An 18,123-nucleotide genomic window follows, 5' to 3' on the forward strand; every position below is an offset into this window, starting at 1 on the left:
AATATTTGCCCAAATGGAATTATCGAGCCGTACCCCAACCTGAGTAATTCATTAAGTTATTTATTTTTCATTCCTAAAAGCTGATTCCCCTCCATCGGTGGCAGCGTTACAAATAATGAAACTTGTTCAAAACACCCTGGGAGGAATTCCCCATGTTTTACCATAAGAAGCCACTACAGTATTACAAAAGACCAGAAAAGCCAGATGCCGTTTACGCCAAGAAAATACAAGAACTAATTGGCGGTACATTTGGCGAAATGACTGTGATGATGCAGTATCTATTTCAAGGTTGGAACTGCCGAGGCCCAGCCAAATATCGCGATATGTTGCTTGATGTCGGTACAGAAGAAATCGGGCATATCGAGATGTTAGCAACTATGATTGCTCACTTGTTAGATAAAGCTCCTGTATCTATGCAAGAAGATGGTTTCAAGGATGCTGTGGTGGGTGCTGTGATGGGTGGAAACAGCCCGCGAGATGCGATCGCCGCCAGCATGAATCCGCAGCACGCAATTGTATCGGGTTTGGGCGCACTTCCTAGCGACAGCGTAGGGTATCCCTGGAACGGCCGTTATATCGTTGCTAGCGGCAATCTTTTAGCAGATTTTCGCTCGAATTTGCACGCCGAATCGCAAGGAAGATTGCAGGCTGTGCGGATGTATGAAATGTCAGACGATCCGGGCGTGAAAGACACCCTGAGTTTTATGATCGCCCGCGACACGATGCACCAAAATTTGTGGCTGGCGGCGATCGAAGATTTAGAAAGTTCGGGAATGGAAACAACACCCGTTCCGAGTTCCTTCCCGCAGAAGTTGGAAAAATCAGAATTTGCTTATCAGTTTTGGAATCATTCTGAAGGTTCCGAAAGTAGCGAGGGACGCTGGGCGAAAGGCAAATCAATGGACGGCAAAGGCGAGTTTGAATATGTAGCCAATCCCCAACCGTTAGGGCCAGAACCAGTACCGCCGCCGCCCGAACCAAAATTGCACGCCAGTGGCATGAAATAGGCAATCAAAAAGTTAATATAGCCTTTCTCAGTAACATGAGGTACCCGACGTGCATAGGGCATAGGGCATAGGGCATAGGGCATAGGGCATAGGGCATAGGGCATACCTCACGACGCTTGAGAACCGCTATAGTAAGGTTCTCAGTCCCCGATTGACTAATTAAGTAATTAAGGACTAACGTCCTTATTACTAACCTCAGAAAAAACTAAACTTCTTACTACTAACCACAGGTTAGTAGTAAGAAGTTTATTCGCTGATTGGCTAATTAATTAGTTAAAAAGTGAAGTTTTTAGTACAAATCAGGTTTTGGCAAGAAGTCTAATAAGTAAGAGCAAATAACTTATGCAATTGCAAGCAGTAATTCTCGATATTGACGGTACTCTGACGCTCAGCAATGACGCCCACGCTCAAGCTTGGGTAGAGGCATTTGCGGCTTACGGCTACGAGGTGCCGTTCGAGAAAGTTCGCCCGCTAATTGGGATGGGAGGCGACAAAGTTATACCCAAAATGGTATCAGGACTTTCCGACGAAGCAGGCGACGGGGAAAAGATTGCACAGCGGCGCAAAGAACTGATTATTAACCGCTTTTCTCCCGATCTTTCACCAACCCCCGGTTCGCGGGATTTGGTGTTAAAAATGCAGAAAGAAGGATTGCGGTTAATTATTGCTACTTCAGCCACCACTGAAGAACTTTCCGGTTTGCTGAAAGCTGCACAAGTTGAGGATTTATTGGATCAAGCGGCGACATCTAGCGATGCGGAAGCTTCTAAACCGGAACCGGATATTGTGGAAGCTGCTTTGAGAAAATTGCAGATGGAAGCGAGTCAGACTGTGATGTTAGCTGATACTCCTTACGATATCGAAGCTGCGGGCAAGTGCGGGGTGCCAGTAATTGCTTTTCGGTGCGGAGGTTTCGATGATGCTTCGCTGGCAAATGCTGCGGAAATTTACGATCACCCTGCTGATTTGTTGGCGCATTATGACGATTCTATTTTAGGGAAAAAGGAATTAGTAGCGCGTTGAAGTAATACGGGCGCTAGCGGGTGGATTGCCACTATTAAGCGCGATCGCTTACAATCCACTCTACCTGATGCGCTTCTGTGATATCTGGAATATCCAGGCGATCGGCTAATTTTTGAATCACTGCTTCTGGGACTGGGGCAGTGCGGGAACGGTTGCGCTCCTGTATTTCTGCGATCGGTACTTCGATGTAAACAATGCGAATACGCGCTTTGTAAGCAGCAAACAAATCAATTAATTGCTGCCGCATTTGTTTGGTTGTATTCGTGGCGTTCCACACAAAAGAAGTTCCCGATCGCAAATATTCCTTAGCTCTTTGTTTTGCTTTCTCTACAACATCACTTTGGTTTTTTTCCGGCGATATATTCATCTCCAACCTCAGCGCATCTAAAGAAATTATAGGCAAATTGGGCAGGTTTTCTCTAATCCAATAATCTTTGCCACTTCCGGGCAAACCCGACATCAAAACAACTTCGCATTTTGTATCGTCAAACATTTCAGCATCGGGGTTGCCGTTGTCTTTGCGGAAGTAGATAAATCGGCTGTGTGCTGAGGGGAATTGTCGAGGAGCATCCAAACAATTATTTTCTTGACAAAACTCCCGAAATAGTTCTATTTTATCAAGCAGTTCTTGTCTGTCGGCGCAGTGGCGGCCGCGCACGTCTGCTTCGGCTAAAAGTGCGAGGAAATCGCAGCGGACAACTTGACTGACTTTAATTACAGACTGTTGGGGGTTGGGTTTGTCGATTAGCCAGATGGGTAAACTGCCGAATTGGACGATCGCCACCACTGTTTCGCGAATCTCAAACTGCACAGGTGGGTCGAATTGAGATAAAATTTGTCTGACCATTCTCGCACCTTGGCGGGCGTGACCTTTTGAGCTAATTCTGCCGTCGGCTTCTATTTTTGTAAAGGCTGGTTTGGCGACATCATGCAGCAAAGCGGCGACAAAAAGTATCGATCGTTCTTGCACGGGTAATTGACGCCAATTTGGGGATGAGATTAATGCTTCGCAGACCATTTTGGTATGAATTAAAACGTCTCCTTCGGCGTGGTAAATCGGGTCTTGCTGACAGCCTTTTAAGTTTTGAATCCAATGGAAATGATTTTGAATGCTGTCCCAATCCAGGAACCAATCGGGGGGTTCGGGACAAAAGGGAAAAGTCCAAGTTGGGGATTGTGATAATACAGCAGTCATGGCTTCACCTGTTTGTTAATATGGTAAGGTGTGAAATTAGCACCTTTATTTTTTAGTTTGTTCGAGAGGGACGAAAATTTGAGTATTAGCGCTTTTAACCGCAGATTTTTATAATAGCTATTACATAAGCCCTGTGAAATTAAATAAATCTGCACCGGGACGCAGAATATTTGGTATAATTGGGCGATTGAGCCAATGTCCTTCGGCATTTTTAATAGCAGTCAAAAAACTGGCACGCACGTACTTGTAACGCGCCTTTACTATGCCATCTTCTTCTACTTTAAGGTACAGCCCCTCCATAATCTCGCTTTTGTCAGTCTCTTTCAAGCATCGTTCTTCATCTAATCCCAATTCCCCGCAGTACCAATGCAACCGTTCCAAATGTCCGGATTGAATAAAATTAGATTTTCCCATAAACTGCATCATGTGCTTGGGAGATGTCAGCACTCCAGAAAACAGCACGGGAACGGACACTAACGGCAGTCCACTTAACAACTTGCGCCGGGATTCTGTACTCAGAAATTGACGGGTTTCTAAGTCCAGCACATCGTATTCCATAAAATAGTGTGGCAAAAAATCATAAAAAACAGTGTGTTTGGCATACAGCCATTCGCCGTAAAGAATGTAGCGATTTCCCAGCACTTCTCCCAGGGCTCCGCTGAGACTAAAAGCCCACTGTTTGAATAAGTTAAAATGTTTTTCCCTCGGCCCGCCGGTGAGATAGTGGCCGCGACTTTGCAGCAGCATTTGTCCATCTGGTGCAAAGCTGATGCCTGTATTAGCGCCGTCTACCTTTTCTTCAATCACTGTCGGGCGATCGCTCAGGGCGCTAAATGGCACGCTGTCGAGGTCTTCATCACCCGGTTGGAAACGCGAACCTTCGATATGATAAGTTCTAGGATATTTAACAATTTTGAGCATTAGCCCATCCATTGTAGATTGGATATTTCAGAGGCAACCCCATCCATTTTAGATTATAATTTTAGATTTTAGAATTTAGATGCACCCCAATCTATTTAACCATTATAATGGAATGAGCACAAAGGAGCGTGTAAGTTGAAAACTCAAAATTTCCAGAGCATATCATCAGCAATCGCTGGGGTTCTATTAGTAGGCGCGCTACTCATCGGTTTAAACTCTTTTGTCGTCATTAATCCAGGCGAAGCAGGGGTAGTCAGTGTTTTAGGAAAAGCCACAGATGGAGCATTGTTAGAGGGGTTTCACCTCAGACCCCCGCTAATATCCAAGGTAGATGTGTACGATGTAACAGTGCAAAAATTTGAAGTTCCCGCCCAGAGTGCTACTAAAGACCTTCAGGATTTAAATGCTAGTTTTGCGATCAATTTTCGCCTCGACCCTGAGAAAATAGTTGATGTCCGAAGGACTCAAGGAACTTTGGAGAATATAGTGTCAAAAATTATTGCTCCTCAGACGCAAGAAGCATTTAAAACAGCGGCTGCACTGAGAACTGCCGAACAATCTATTACTCAAAGAAGTGAACTGAAGCGAGACTTTGATACTGCGCTAAAAGAAAGGCTATCAAAGTATGATGTAATCGTACTCGATACGAGCGTTGTTAACATTCGATTTTCCACAGATTTTGCGAAAGCGGTTGAGGAGAAACAGGTTGCTGAACAGCGAGCGCAAAGGGCTGTTTATGTGGCTCAGGAAGCAGAACAACAGGCTCAAGCTGACATTAACCGTGCTCAAGGTAGAGCTGAAGCTCAAAGACTTTTGGCTGAAACTTTGAAGGCTCAGGGCGGCGATTTAGTGCTGCAAAAAGAGGCGATCGAAGCTTGGAGAAGCGGCGGGGCTCAAATGCCAAAAGTGCTGGTTATGGGGGCAGGTTCGAGTCGGGTTCCTTTCATTTTTAATATGAACGATATTCAGGAAGAACCCGATCGCCCGCAAGTGACCAACAATTAAAATATGACAGAAGGTAACAAACCCGGTGTCTCAGAAAATATTGGGTTTGCTAACCAGAAATCTCGCAATAAACCGGGTTTCCTCAGAAAGCACACATAAGTCCTATGAGAGTTGCCGGAATATGCTACACTTCTGAAAGCCACAATATAACGACAGTTTGAATCTGTCGCTATAAAAGCGAAGTCCGCAATTAACACGCAGGCAACACACTCATTTTAGGAAGCAAGGAAAAATCATGACCCGCGCTATTATGGAAACCGACAAAGGCACAATCAATTTGGAATTGTTTGATGCGGATGCGCCTAACACAGTGAAGAATTTTGTTGACTTGGCGGAAAAAGGTTTTTACGATGGATTGGCCTTTCACCGAGTCATTCCTAACTTTATGATTCAAGGTGGCTGTCCAAAAGGTAATGGAACTGGCGGCCCCGGCTACAAAATCAAGTGCGAAATCAACTCCAACAAACATTTGGCAGGAACTTTATCGATGGCTCACGCAGGTAAAGATACGGGTGGCAGCCAATTCTTTATTTGCCATTCTCCCCAGTCTCATCTAGATGGAGTTCACACAACTTTTGGCAAAACTGAGGATATGTCTGTCGTCAATGCTATCCGCCAAGGTGACAAAATTATTTCGCTCAAAATTGAGCATTAATTTCCTCTAATTAGTGGCGTTTGCAATAAGGAATTTAGTCCTTATTGCAAACAAAACGTGTGAAAGTTAAGAGTTTTAAAATCTATAATTTATAATTTATGACCAATAATTTCTTGATGGTACCCGCCACGTGATTTATCCGTGGAATCAATCCAAAATCCAAAATCCTTGCATCCTCAAGCCCCCGGATTTATCCGTGGTGTCAATCTAAAATCTAAAATCTAAAATCTAAAATCGAATGACTGTTATCAATGATTCTGCTGTGGTGGCTGAGTTAACTGAACTATATTTAAAATACGAAAAAGCTCTTTGTACGAATGATATTGAAACTCTCGATAATTTGTTCTGGGATGCGCCGGAAGTCGTGCGGTTTGGGGTAACGGAGAACCTCTACGGGAGCGAGGAGGTGAGGGCTTTTCGCAAAGGACGATCGCCTGTAAATGTCGATCGAGAAATGTTCAACCTGAAAGTCGTGACTTTCGATGCAGACACGGCGGCTGTGACGCTGGAATTTCGCCGTGTAATGGATGGAGTGGTGCGGCTGGGGCGGCAGACTCAGATGTGGCGGAAGTTTCCTCAAGGGTGGAAGATTGTTTCCGCTCACGTTTCTTTTTTGCCGGTGTAGATGTTAAAGGCAAGGAAACAATAATTGTCTAAAGCAGGCGGACTTTATGACTAAATCATTCATCCTCTAGAGCAACGTCTAATAATTCAATTTCCCGACTTTCTTCCTGATCTTCATAATTAAATTCTAATCTGCTCTGCTTAATAATCTCGCTCAATATATTGCTTAAGTACCCTTTGGCAACAGCTTGTTCAAATCTTTCTATCAGAATAGGAACATTGATTATTTCTTCTATACATTCCATGTACTGAGATACTATAGCATTTATGGAATAGAGCTTTCGAGCTTGTGCTTCAATCTTTGATTTAATTTCACTATCTGAATCTAAAGATTTAACTACAAATGTTATCGGATACTTTTCAATTTTATCAATGTCTAGGAAATATTTATTTACATCTACAGTTTCAGTCACCTGAAAAAAACGTCCTAGCGGTTTCATTACAAAGTCAATTCCCCCATCATTAGCATTTGTCCTACCTGTTTTAAACAGCTTTAAATTTTCTTGCTGGAGTCTGTCTAGTGCATAACCCCAATAAATAACTCGGTCATTGTAGTAGTATTTTAATATACTGTAGCTGACTATCTCGAAAATTCGAGCATCTACATTTGGCGCTACCATTTGTTTTATAAATTCTCTGACTTGAGCCTCTGTCAATCTTTGAGCATCTTTACAAATTTGAATAAACTTTTCAAAGCTATCTCTCTTAGCTTCAACGTAAGCATCAATTATGTGGATTACTGTTTCTGCTATATTGTGTTCATTCTCATTGATTTTGACTTTTAATAAATTTTCGTTAAACCAATACCTGTTATTTTTCTGATTTCTCAAAATTGGGATGTACTCACAAGTGGGAAAATATCTTTTAAATTCTTCATTCATCCTATGGTTCAAGCCATGATTTTGAAGCTTTTTCCCGAATGGTAATTCACGCTGTCTCTTAAAAAGATTCGTATAAACTGCACCTTCATAATCTGAATACATTCCTGTCTGATGAAAATTTTTCACCAAATAATCTTCAACTAAAACATATATTGCGTATAAGTTGGCAAAACTTCCTCTTGATTTTGAGCCTTTATTTGAAGATTTAGTCTTGATATTCAAATATGAAATTAGCTGGCTTTCATCGAAGATTTGATCCCCCACCTCGCCCAACTTATCCTCTAAAATTGTCTTAATTATTTTTGTAAATTCATGTTCCATTTTTATTAGAGTTGTAAGTTGAGTGTTAGCTGCTGTGGCGAAACTTCACCGGAGTTGACTTCAGACATCAGATTCTCTTCACTCTCATCCGGAGTAATTTGCAACCTCCGCAATCCTATTTGTAGATATTTTTCTTGTAATTCTATGCCGATTGACTTTCTGTTAAGCTGCTTGGCAACAAATGATGTTGTAAAAGTTCCGGAAAATATATCTAGTACAACGTCGCCCTCATTACTACTAGCTTTGATAATTCTTTCTAACAAAGATGTTGGTTTCTGAGTAGGATGTTCCTCATACTCAGGCATACGATATCTAACTCGCGGAAACTCCCAGACATTACCGGGAACTTTTTTAGAATTATATACTGATGGTGTAGCCTTGCGGTAGTCAATTAGTTTTCTAACAGCTCCGGTTTTTGCCTCTACCAGAATATCTGAGGAATTAAATGTATAATTTCGTTTGTCCTTGACGCAATATAAAATTGGTTCGTACAGAGAACCGTAATATTTTTTGGCTTGTACTCCCGAACTGTCATAATACCACACTATTCGAGAAAGGATTGTTAAACGATCGCGCAAATATAAATCAAAGTAGGGCATACTTTGAGTTGACGCCATTAGATACAAACTGCCGTTATGCTTGAGCTTGTTAACACATAAGTTTAACCAACTATAACTCCATTCTAAATAATCGTTTTCAAATTCCCACGTGTCTTTAAAACCATTGAAATCTTTGCCAATATTATAGGGAGGATCGGCAAAAATTAAATCGATTGAGTTGTCTGGGATTTCACTGCCAAGCACTTCTAACACATCTCCTAAGATGAGTTTGTGGTCGTCAATTTTAAAGATTTTCATTTAGCCTAGCCTCTTCAATTAATATTGGCTATTGTCAAGTTTAGTCAGATATGTTCTATAAACATTTAATACAGTTCATATTTGAGTAAAGTACACGGAATCGAGCCATTAAAAACCGGAATTCGCCGCGATGTTCTCAGCCCAACTTTTTTACCCAACTCCTTATTTCCAGTCAAAATAAAGGCATTCCAACCTTTAAAACGATTCTTGAAAATATCCCCCAACATCTTGTACAAATCTCCCAATTCGCTAGCATCTCCCAGGCGCTCTCCGTAGGGAGGATTGCAAATCAGAACGCCTCTGTCTGCGGGTGCTTCCAACTGAGATAGCTCGGTTTGAGCAAACTGAATCTTACCGGAAATACCAGCTTGCTGCGCGTTCGTGCGAGCTTGAGTTAACATATCGGAATCGCGATCGCACCCTGCAATCACCTCTTTAAGTTCCGGTAATTCGCTGTTTTCCGCTTCGGCCCACAATTTATCCCACAAAGGTTCATCAAAATCCCGCCAACTCATAAATCCAAACTTTTCTCGAAACAATCCCGGTGCAATATTCAAGCCCTTTAAAGTCGCTTCCAAAGGCAAAGTTCCAGAACCGCACATCGGGTCTAAAAACGGCAAATCTGGCGTCCATTCTGCCATCTCCAACAAAGCCGCAGCTAGGGTTTCTTTGAGGGGAGCAAGCCCCATCGCCGGTCGATATCCCCGGCGGTGCAAACTGCCGCCAGAACTGTCTAAACTTAAAATAGCTCTATCTTGATGAATGTGAAGGTTAATTAGCAAATCTGGATGCTCTACATCAACATTAGAACGCTTGTTAAATTGCAGGCGCTGTTGGTCGGCGATCGCATTTTTGACCTGCAAAGCTGTAAAGTGAGTGTGGTTCAAGTTTTCGTTGCCACCGGTGCAATTTACTGCTAAAGTATTGTCGGGATATAAGTATTCGTCCCAAGGGATTTTCTGCACTTCGCGGTAGAGCATATCCGAGTTGTAACACCGGAATTCGGCGATCGGCATTAGCACTCTAAAAATTGTTCTCGACCAAAGATTGACGCGGTATAATAAAGCCCGATCGCCCGCAAAGTAAACCCCTGTAAAATCTGGCTTAACATCCTGCGCCCCTAAACGTTCTAATTCTTGGGCGGCAATAGTTTCTAAACCGCGCGCAACTGTAGCAAAATATTGATTCATTGATAATTGGTAATTGGTAATTGGGAATTGGTTTTTATCGATCGCCCTAAATTATATCAAATCCGGTACCATCGGAATTGTAAAATCGAGTCAACAGTCAACAATCAGGGACGTTGCAACCGGAATTGATCTAATTAATCTGCGTTAATCTGTGTTTATCTGCCCTCATCTGCGGTTAAAAGAAGAGAATTTCTGAACCGCAGATGACAATGGATGGACGCGGATAAACGCAGATGAAGAGAAGAGAGATATGAATAATTCTTACTCCTCCGGGTGGGTTTCCGCGAACCTCACCCTTGCAAGTCACAAACTGTCAGTAATACTCGTGAAATTAAAAGCTTTCACGCGCACTCCGGGCACGACACTACCGCCGTAACGCTTCACCGCACTAACTGCATCCACATCGCGCAACATATCAGGTAAAACTTGATTGAAACGCAGGTTTTTAATCGGGTAAGCAATTTTGCCATCCTCAATCCAAAAAGTACCGTCGCGAGTCATTCCCGTTACTTCCAATGTTTTCGGATTAACGTAGCGCACGTACCAAGCTCGACTGACGAAAATTCCTCGCTCGGTTTGAGCAATTAAATCTGCTAAACTTTGGTCGGAACCTGTCATTACGATCGGGTAATAAGCACCTTTCGCCTCTTTGCCTTTTTGTGCGGCCCAGTAGCGGGAATAAGACAAACTTTGAGGGACGCCATCTTTGATGATTTCCAAATAGTTATTGCTCAATCCGTCGCCGAAAAAAGTATTAGATCGCAACAAAGGATGAGCCGGATCGCGCTGCACTTGCACTAACGGGCTGAAAATTTGTTCCCCCGCGCGGTTTCCCGCTGGTTTTCCCTCTGCATCGGCGATCGACATAAACGATCGCCCCTCATCCGCCGCCCTCGCATCCAAACTCCAAATTACCCACGGTAGCAAATCCGCAAAAGCAGCACCGTCAAAGATTACAGGATAAATGCCGGGAGTGACTTCGCGGGGGTTGCGGGATGCGATCGCCCGATCGAGCACTTGTTCTGCTAATTGGGCGATCGGCAATTCGTTGATACTCCAAGCAGTGCTCTGAGTCCAGCTAGAACCGTTGTCAATGCGAGCAGTAAAGCTGAAATCTGCCTCTGTAGATTGGTTGCAGGCGCGGAGTCCGGTTGACGAGGCGATCGCATACAGCCACACATCAGCGCTCAAAGTGCCCGAACCATGAGCGCCCCCCTGTCCGGCAATGGCGCAAGCTTGCTGCACCATTTCTGCCCGCGCTAGAGGCGATACAGTTGCCGTTGCTGCGTCGAAGGCGGGCGAGGGCAAATCGTAGGTTTGAGGTGGCAGCAGCGGCATCCATTCGGGGTCTACCGGCGCAATTCGGGCCAATTCTTCCGATCGCTTGACTGCGGAGGCGATCGCATCTTCATCAAATTCTGTAACAGCAGCAGAGGCGCTTTTGTTGCCGAAATAGCTAGTAATGCTCAGGTTAAATACAGTTTTGCTGATATTTTGGCTGATTTGATTTTCCGAGAATCTCGAAAGAGATTCCTCGCCAGTAGAGAGACTGACAAATACTTCCTCTGCTTTGGATAGTTTGACTGCTTTTTCTAGTAAAGATAAGGCTTGGTCTTCACTTAAAAGTGCGGGCGATGTTGTTACGAGCATAAGCTAAAGTTCCGGAATATTTGTTGTATTTGAAAATAGGTTTACCCGCAATACTACGGTTAACTCGCCTGTACTAAAGAGCGTACTGCTAACACTTCATCTGCTCGCAGAGGTTCCACATCTGAAGGAGAAACAGCCACAACTAAAATCGATTCTCCTAAAGCATTAAATATTTCTAGAACGCAGCCATCATCTTCGCCTTCCCTTGGATGAGGTACGCGATCGACTAGCATGGCTACATCACCTTTTTTGAGCTGATATAGCGGCATATCCCGACACAATGCTACACGCTGGTAAAGTTCAAGTTTCACGTCGAGACTCCTTTTTTGGCTTGAGAGTAATAAAATGAAAAGTTCCGTCAATTTGCCACTGCAACCAAATTGTAACAACTGCTAAATTACGTCCATTAGCCCCTCGCAACTCACCTTCGGCGCGAAAGAACTTTCCGAATTCATTAGCACCATTTTCTACTGCCTCAGCCGACGCTATCAAAAACTGGATGGCTCCTAACAAAGCTTCTGGGTTATCTTGACTAAAACCCCCTTCCTTGAGCGAGAAATTTTGACTTGTCATCTTGTGCTTTGGGAACAAGTAAATAGCGCGTCAACTTTGCTTCGGGTATGATAGCATCCGCTGGAATTTTCACATTAAAAACCTACAATCTAATTAAGAATTTCCCCCAATTTGAATATCCCTCACTCGCACCGGCACACAAGCGTGAGTCATTTGAGCAACCTGCATCGGCTCGCCCTTTCCGCACATATTCGTACCGCATTGAACCAGTTCCGAAGCTGGCCCGATCGCATCTATTTGATTCCAGAAATCAGTAGTCATCGCCTGATAAGTTACATCCTTCAACATACCGACAACTTTACCTTTTTCTACCTTCCAAAAAGCATCGCCGCCGAATTGAAAATTGCGCCGCTGCTGGTCAATCGAATAACTACCCATACCGTCGATTAAAATCCCGTCTTCGGTATCAGCAATCATCTCTGCCAAAGTAGCAGTATGGCTGCCGCCATCCGGGCCCGGTTCCAATCCCAAATTGGGAATTCTCACCATCGGCACGCTCGACCAACTGTCAGCGTAAGCAGAACCGTTGCTGCTGGCACGTCCGAGGCGATAAGCCGTCTCTCTGTCAGTGAGATAATCAACTAAAATTCCATCCTTGACAACGTACCACTCTTGTGATTTTACGCCCTCATCATCGTAACCCATTGTACCGCGGCCGCCCGGTTGAGTGCGATCGCACTTAAAGTTCACCCAAGGTGCAGCGTATTGCAGTTTATTTAAATTATCAGTAGTAGCAAAGCTCGTGCCAGCAAAATTAGATTCGTAGCCGTAAACCCGGTCTAATTCAGTTGGATGTCCGACCGATTCGTGAATAGTTAAGAACAAATTTGTCGGCTTAAGAATCAGGGATTTGCAAATACCAGCCGGGACTTTTGGAGCGCTGACTTTTTCAATAGCTTCGGCGGCAACTCTTTCGACTTGACTCAACAAATCATCGGGATTAATATGTTCGTAACCGATATTTAGCGGCGGGCGATCGTAACTGCGACTTTGGGCATCGCCACCCGCAATTGCTGTACAGCTAAAACCCGGATAGCTGCGGTAGATTGTTTGTTCGATTAGCGAGCCTTCTGTGGAAGCAAAAACCTTGTCTTCGCAGCTGAACTGCAAAAAAGAAGAAGCTTTTTTGATGCCTTGTGCGCCGTGTGCTAGTAGCTTCTCGTTGATAGTTAGCAGCAGTTCCGCTTTATCAGCAACGGGTACAGAAAAAGGGTCAATTGCGATCGGAGTAATGTAGGTATCGACATATTTTTCGACAGGCACCAACCGCACCGGTTCCTTTTGAGTTAATCGGCTGCCTTTCGCGATTTCTACAGCCAAAGCGACTATTCTTGCAACCTCTGCGGGTGTTTTGCTGTGACTGGCGGCAAACCCCCAAGCGCCGTCTAGAAGCACTCGCACGCCAAAACCGGAACTTACATTATCTGACAGTTGACTTAAAGATCGATCGCGCGCGTAAAGATTCTGCCTTCGATAAGTGCAAAAACGCACATCACCGTACTCGCAACCTGTTTTCCGAATCAAATCTACAGCCAAATTTGCTAACTCGTTAGCAGAGATTTTTGCAGTTAATTGCACCATAGTTATTCGTCATTCGTCGTTAGTTGTCAATTATTATAGCGCTTTTTAATTTTTTGAACGAACCGCGAAGACGCAAAGAGCGCGAAGGAAGTAAAGAGAGAGGTCTTTATCATATCGTTTACGGTTGTTTCGGAATGATTAAACCGCAGAGACCGCAGAGACCGCAGAGGAAGAAAAGAGAGAGATAAATAATTCCGATACCAACGAATTTGATGTCATTTCTAAGTATAATTATTACCTAAGACATCTTCTTCTTTCTCTTCTTCCTTCGCGTCCTTCGCGCCTTCGCGGTTCATTAAATCCTACTCCATTTCCTGCAAAACCCCTGTCAAAATTTCCACAATGCGATCGATATGTTCCTTCTCAATAATCAGCGGTGGCGACAAAGCAATAATATCACCCGTAGTCCGAATTAACAACCCTTTTTCATAGCACTGCAAGAAACAATCAAAAGCCCGTTTCCCCGGCTTCCCAGCAATAGATTCCAACTCAATACCCGCCACCAGTCCCAAATTCCGAACATCAATTACGTGCCGCACCCCCTTCAAAGAATGCACCGCATCTTCCCAGTAACCAGCCATCTTATCGGCTCGTTCAAACAGCCTTTCTTCCTCATAAATATCCAGGGTCGCCAAAGCAGCCGCACAAGCCAGAGGATGACCAGAATAAGTATAACCGTGAAAAAGCTCGATCGCATTTTCAGGAGCATTCATAAAAGCATCATAAATCCCCTCTTTCACAAACACCGCCCCCATCGGCACCGTACCGTTAGTTATCCCTTTTGCCGCCGTCACAATATCGGGAACCACCCCAAAATATTCCGTTGCAAAACTAGAGCCTAGCCGCCCGAATCCGGTAATTACCTCATCAAAAATCAGCAGAATTCCGTATTTGTCGCAAATCGCCCGCAGTCGCTCCAAATAACCTTTCGGCGGAATCAAAACCCCCGTAGAACCAGCCACTGGTTCCACAATTACCGCTGCAATATTAGACGCATCGTGCAAAGCGACAATCCGCTCCAATTCATCCGCCAAATGCGCTCCCCATTCCGGTTGTTTGCGGCTGAAAGCATTGTGTTCGAGATTGTGAGTGTGAGGCAAATGATCGACTCCCGTGAGCAAACTGCCAAAAAACTTGCGGTTTGTACCGATACCGCCGACAGAAATTCCCCCGAAACCAACGCCGTGATAGCCGCGTTCCCTACCGATTAATCGTTGGCGAGTTCCTTCACCTTTCACCCGGTGATAAGCAATTGCAATCTTCAAAGCAGTTTCTACAGATTCCGAACCCGAATTAGTAAAGAAAACGCGATCGAAATTGCCCGGAATCATCTTTACCAAACGTTCCGCTAATTCAAAAGCGCCCGGATGTCCCATCTGAAAAGCCGGGGAGTAATCCAAACGCAAAACCTGCTGTTTAACTGCTTCGGCAATTGTCTCGCGGGCGTGTCCTGCATTCACGCACCACAGCCCCGCAGTACCATCTAAAATTGAGCGGTTATCATCGCTTGTAAAGTGCATATCTTTTGCCGAAACCAATATTCGGGGATTCGCTTTAAACTGTCGGTTGGCAGTGAAGGGCATCCAGTAAGCGTCCATATTTGTCATCTTTTTTTTATCTTTTTATATTGATGATTCTGCCTTCAAACTATAACTTGCTACCGATCGCCGATCGCCAGACGCTTATTATAATTTTACAAATATCTTTTTTAAACGAACCGCGAAGACGCAAAGAGCGCGAAGGAAGAGAAGAAAGAGGTTTTTCTCATTTACAAGTAGAGTTTTTACCTGAAAACATCTGCCTATGTTCCTCTTTCTTTTCCTTCGCGCCTGCGCGGTTCATTAAATAGATATTCTTTAATTAACGATCGCCCCCACAGACTCATGCTGCAACAAACCGGTCAGCATTTTCACAGGCCGCTCCCCGTAGGGCCACGCGAAAGCATGGCGGAAAGCGGCCTCTTGACACGCTTGCAATTGCCGAAAATCAATGATATCCAAAGTTAACAAATTCTCGTACTCGAAAGGCAATCGCACGTTGTGCAATCCCGCGTTGTCGGTACAAATGGCAATATCGACACCAGCTTCAAAACATCGATCGAACACAATCTTCAATTCGCGCATATCTTGCAACGTCCCCGTTTTGAGATAGGTAGTTGGGCAAACCTCCAAGCATTGACCCCTGCGCGCGACTTCTGGCAGCAATTCGGGATATTTTAACGGAATTTGAATCCCGTGGCCGATACGCATCAGATAGGGCAGAAGTTCGGGATAACAGCCAGAGGTAGTTTCGTAGAGGTGGCCGGTAGTTTTGATGCCGATCGACCTCGCGTACTGGTACAATCCGACAAACTCCTCCAAACGATCGCCTATACAATCATCGCCGCCAGCTATATCGATCGCACAAACATATTCTCCCATCCCGGCCGCCAAATCTACGATCGCCCGATTCACCTCATAGGGTAAACGCGAGTGCATACACAAAATTTGGCTAGTAACAATCGGACAATCGCTAATTTGACTTGCCTTGCCCACAACTTGTACAATTTCTGCCATCAAATCAATGCGTTCTGACTGATTCAAATGTTCTGGAGTCCGCAAATAAGGCGTATAGCGCAACTCCAAATAAGCCAGATTTTCAAACACGTAAGCGCCCCGCATCAACCGATAGATGAAATAAGGCAACGTCTCAACAGTTTGAACGCTTTCTACCAGCGTGTGCAGTTCCAAATACTCATTGAGAGTATTGCGCGGACGAGTGTAAAACTCCTCAAACTCCGAGTATTCTTGAAATCGATTAACCATCTCAGCATTGTGGCGATCGAAATACCGCCACAGCACCCTAGGAACGACAGAACCACCCAGATGGCGGTGCAACTCAGCGTGTAAAGTCATGCGATTTTAGATTTTAGATTTTAGATTTTAGATTGAAAGAATTGAAGGATTGAAGAATTGAAGGATTGAAGAATTTGTAATTTAGTCCTATACGCATCAGTGGTCAGAAACCGGGTTTTCCCACATACCAGCCAACAACCTCCAGCAGGTCAACTGTTCCACATTTAAGCTGCACATTGGATTCCCATAAAAACTCATCAAATCCTCTCTCATTCTCCCCTCTCCCATTCTCCCCCTATGGGGATCTCCCTTCCCAAGTCCCCCGATAGTGCTGGAAGTGGGTTGATGAGAGCAATACAGCCTCACGTCTTTCAATTGTAACAAAAATTTATTTGACATCCGGGACGCATTCGTACATAATCGGAGATTGTGTCAACCTGAACTGAACGCGAGAAACCCTTGGCTAACGTAGTTGTGATCGGCGCCCAGTGGGGCGATGAAGGAAAAGGCAAAATTACCGATTTGCTCAGCAAATCCGCAGATATCGTTGTCCGCTACCAAGGGGGCGTCAACGCCGGTCACACCGTGGTAGTAAACGGTCAGACTTTCAAGCTGCACTTAATTCCCTCCGGAATTCTCTACCCTGATAAAGAGTGTATTATCGGCTGTGGCACGGTCATCGACCCGAAAGTTTTAATTGCAGAGTTAGATCAGCTAGAGGCACTGAATATTTCGACAACCTCCCTGATGATTTCGGAGACGGCTCACGTAACGATGCCCTATCATCGATTAATTGATGTAGCATCGGAAACCCAGCGGGGAAATTATAAAATCGGGACGACGGGACGCGGCATTGGCCCTACTTACGCCGACAAGTCGGAACGCACTGGCATTCGGATGCTAGATTTAATGGACTTGGAAGGGTTGCAAGAACAATTGGAATGGACGATTAATTGTAAAAATGTCCTTCTCGAAAAACTCTACAATTTGCCGCCTTTAAATCCGCAAGACGTAATTGATGAATATCGAGTTTATGCCGAACGTTTGCGGCCGCACGTAGTTGATAGTTCCCTGAAGATTTATGAGGGACTTCAGAAGCGGAAAAATATTCTGTTTGAAGGCGCGCAAGGCACTTTATTAGACTTAGACCACGGTACTTATCCTTACGTTACTTCCAGTAATCCCATCGCTGGCGGTGCTTGTGTGGGAACCGGAGTCGGCCCAACAGCGATCGATCGCGTAATTGGCGTAGCAAAAGCTTATACAACCCGCGTCGGAGAAGGCCCCTTCCCTACTGAAATGGTAGATGGAATAGGAGCAATTTTGGGCGAGAGAGGTGCAGAATTCGGCACGACAACGGGCAGAAAACGCCGCTGCGGTTGGTTCGACGCGGTAATCGGCCGCTACGCAGTCCGCATCAACGGCCTTGACTGTCTGGCAATTACCAAACTAGATGTGTTGGATGAATTAGAAGAAATAAAAGTTTGCGTTGCTTACGAAATTGACGGCGAAAAATGTGTTGATTTCCCGAAAAGTTCCCGGATATTTGCTCGGTGCCAACCTATTTACGAAACCCTTCCCGGTTGGAAACAGTCTACGGAAGAGTGCCGGAATTTGGAAGATTTACCACCGCAAGCTTTGAATTATCTGAAGTTTTTGGCAGATTTGATGGAAGTGCCGATCGCGATCGTTTCTCTCGGAGCCAGTCGCGACCAAACTATCATTGTAGAAGACCCGATTCACGGCCCGAAACGCGCTTTGCTTTCTGCAGACGGTACTCCAGCCTAACCATTTTAAATTGGGAAA

General features: G+C 44.6%; 17 protein-coding genes. 6 read left to right on the forward strand and 11 right to left on the reverse strand.

All coding sequences use genetic code 11. The annotated features are described in order from the left end of the window. The first annotated feature begins 152 nt into the window (after positions 1–152). Together QT979_RS16405 and QT979_RS16410 are read left to right on the forward strand one after the other, a co-directional pair. Complete coding sequence (locus QT979_RS16405; RefSeq protein ID WP_333311042.1) at positions 153–1,007, forward strand: manganese catalase family protein; 855 nt, start codon at positions 153–155, stop codon at positions 1,005–1,007. Positions 1,008–1,349: 342 nt separating this feature from the next. Beyond that, the gene (locus QT979_RS16410) at positions 1,350–2,030 is read left to right on the forward strand and encodes an HAD family hydrolase (protein ID WP_333311044.1); all 681 of its coding nucleotides are present in this window, start codon (positions 1,350–1,352) and stop codon (positions 2,028–2,030) included. A 34-nt stretch (positions 2,031–2,064) separates the two neighbouring features. On the opposite strand, the gene QT979_RS16415 is transcribed toward QT979_RS16410, so the two are convergent. Further along, positions 2,065–3,225 carry an AAA family ATPase gene (locus QT979_RS16415; protein ID WP_333311046.1) on the reverse strand — a complete coding sequence of 387 codons (1,161 nt, stop codon included), beginning with the start codon at positions 3,223–3,225 and terminating at the stop codon, positions 2,065–2,067. Between the two features lie 120 nt (positions 3,226–3,345). After that, a complete protein-coding gene (locus QT979_RS16420) occupies positions 3,346–4,146 on the reverse strand; it encodes an RNA ligase family protein (protein WP_333311047.1) in 801 nt (266 codons plus the stop codon). 135 nt (positions 4,147–4,281) lie between these two features. Here QT979_RS16420 and QT979_RS16425 point away from each other — a divergent pair, with 135 nt between their 5' ends. The 3 genes from QT979_RS16425 to hpxZ all read left to right on the forward strand — a co-directional run bounded on the left by QT979_RS16425 (position 4,282) and on the right by hpxZ (position 6,431). Continuing rightward, positions 4,282–5,151, forward strand: a complete 870-nt coding sequence (locus QT979_RS16425) for a prohibitin family protein (protein WP_333215973.1) — start codon at positions 4,282–4,284, stop codon at positions 5,149–5,151. 235 nt (positions 5,152–5,386) lie between these two features. Then, positions 5,387–5,806: a peptidylprolyl isomerase gene (locus tag QT979_RS16430; protein ID WP_332982885.1), complete on the forward strand. Its 420-nt coding sequence runs from the start codon at positions 5,387–5,389 to the stop codon at positions 5,804–5,806. A 238-nt stretch (positions 5,807–6,044) separates the two neighbouring features. Continuing rightward, on the forward strand, positions 6,045–6,431 hold the full coding sequence (hpxZ, locus tag QT979_RS16435; protein WP_333311050.1) for an oxalurate catabolism protein HpxZ: 387 nt from the start codon (positions 6,045–6,047) through the stop codon (positions 6,429–6,431). A gap of 55 nt (positions 6,432–6,486) precedes the next feature. On the opposite strand, the gene QT979_RS16440 is transcribed toward hpxZ, so the two are convergent. The 9 genes from QT979_RS16440 to QT979_RS16480 form a co-directional block, all read right to left on the reverse strand. Further along, positions 6,487–7,632 carry a restriction endonuclease gene (locus QT979_RS16440; RefSeq protein WP_333311051.1) on the reverse strand — a complete coding sequence of 382 codons (1,146 nt, stop codon included), beginning with the start codon at positions 7,630–7,632 and terminating at the stop codon, positions 6,487–6,489. A gap of 5 nt (positions 7,633–7,637) precedes the next feature. Further along, positions 7,638–8,489 (reverse strand): adenine-specific DNA-methyltransferase, encoded by an 852-nt coding sequence (gene yhdJ, locus QT979_RS16445; protein ID WP_333212995.1) that lies wholly within the window; start codon positions 8,487–8,489, stop codon positions 7,638–7,640. A gap of 65 nt (positions 8,490–8,554) precedes the next feature. After that, entirely contained in the window at positions 8,555–9,679 is a 1,125-nt protein-coding gene (locus QT979_RS16450) for a THUMP domain-containing protein (RefSeq protein WP_333212994.1), read from the reverse strand. A 303-nt stretch (positions 9,680–9,982) separates the two neighbouring features. Continuing rightward, entirely contained in the window at positions 9,983–11,329 is a 1,347-nt protein-coding gene (locus QT979_RS16455) for a TldD/PmbA family protein (RefSeq protein WP_333311054.1), read from the reverse strand. 59 nt (positions 11,330–11,388) lie between these two features. Continuing rightward, positions 11,389–11,640, reverse strand: coding sequence for a DUF4926 domain-containing protein (locus tag QT979_RS16460; protein ID WP_333144873.1), 252 nt, complete (start codon positions 11,638–11,640; stop codon positions 11,389–11,391). Next, the gene (locus tag QT979_RS16465; RefSeq protein ID WP_333212992.1) at positions 11,630–11,902 is read right to left on the reverse strand and encodes a DUF6883 domain-containing protein; all 273 of its coding nucleotides are present in this window, start codon (positions 11,900–11,902) and stop codon (positions 11,630–11,632) included. The genes QT979_RS16460 and QT979_RS16465 overlap by 11 nt, the downstream gene beginning before the upstream one ends. A 93-nt stretch (positions 11,903–11,995) precedes the next feature. Beyond that, positions 11,996–13,483: a TldD/PmbA family protein gene (locus QT979_RS16470; protein WP_333311056.1), complete on the reverse strand. Its 1,488-nt coding sequence runs from the start codon at positions 13,481–13,483 to the stop codon at positions 11,996–11,998. A gap of 302 nt (positions 13,484–13,785) precedes the next feature. Continuing rightward, a complete protein-coding gene (locus tag QT979_RS16475) occupies positions 13,786–15,090 on the reverse strand; it encodes an aspartate aminotransferase family protein (RefSeq protein ID WP_333311058.1) in 1,305 nt (434 codons plus the stop codon). 249 nt (positions 15,091–15,339) lie between these two features. Continuing rightward, a complete protein-coding gene (locus QT979_RS16480) occupies positions 15,340–16,377 on the reverse strand; it encodes an adenosine deaminase (RefSeq protein ID WP_333311060.1) in 1,038 nt (345 codons plus the stop codon). 399 nt (positions 16,378–16,776) lie between these two features. On the opposite strand from QT979_RS16480, the gene QT979_RS16485 reads away from it, so the two are divergent. Further along, the gene (locus tag QT979_RS16485) at positions 16,777–18,105 is read left to right on the forward strand and encodes an adenylosuccinate synthase (protein ID WP_333212988.1); all 1,329 of its coding nucleotides are present in this window, start codon (positions 16,777–16,779) and stop codon (positions 18,103–18,105) included. Positions 18,106–18,123: the final 18 nt, after the last annotated feature.

Origin of the sequence: Microcoleus sp. w2-18bC1, assembly GCF_036700365.1 — a bacterium.
Taxonomy (GTDB): domain Bacteria; phylum Cyanobacteriota; class Cyanobacteriia; order Cyanobacteriales; family Microcoleaceae; genus Microcoleus.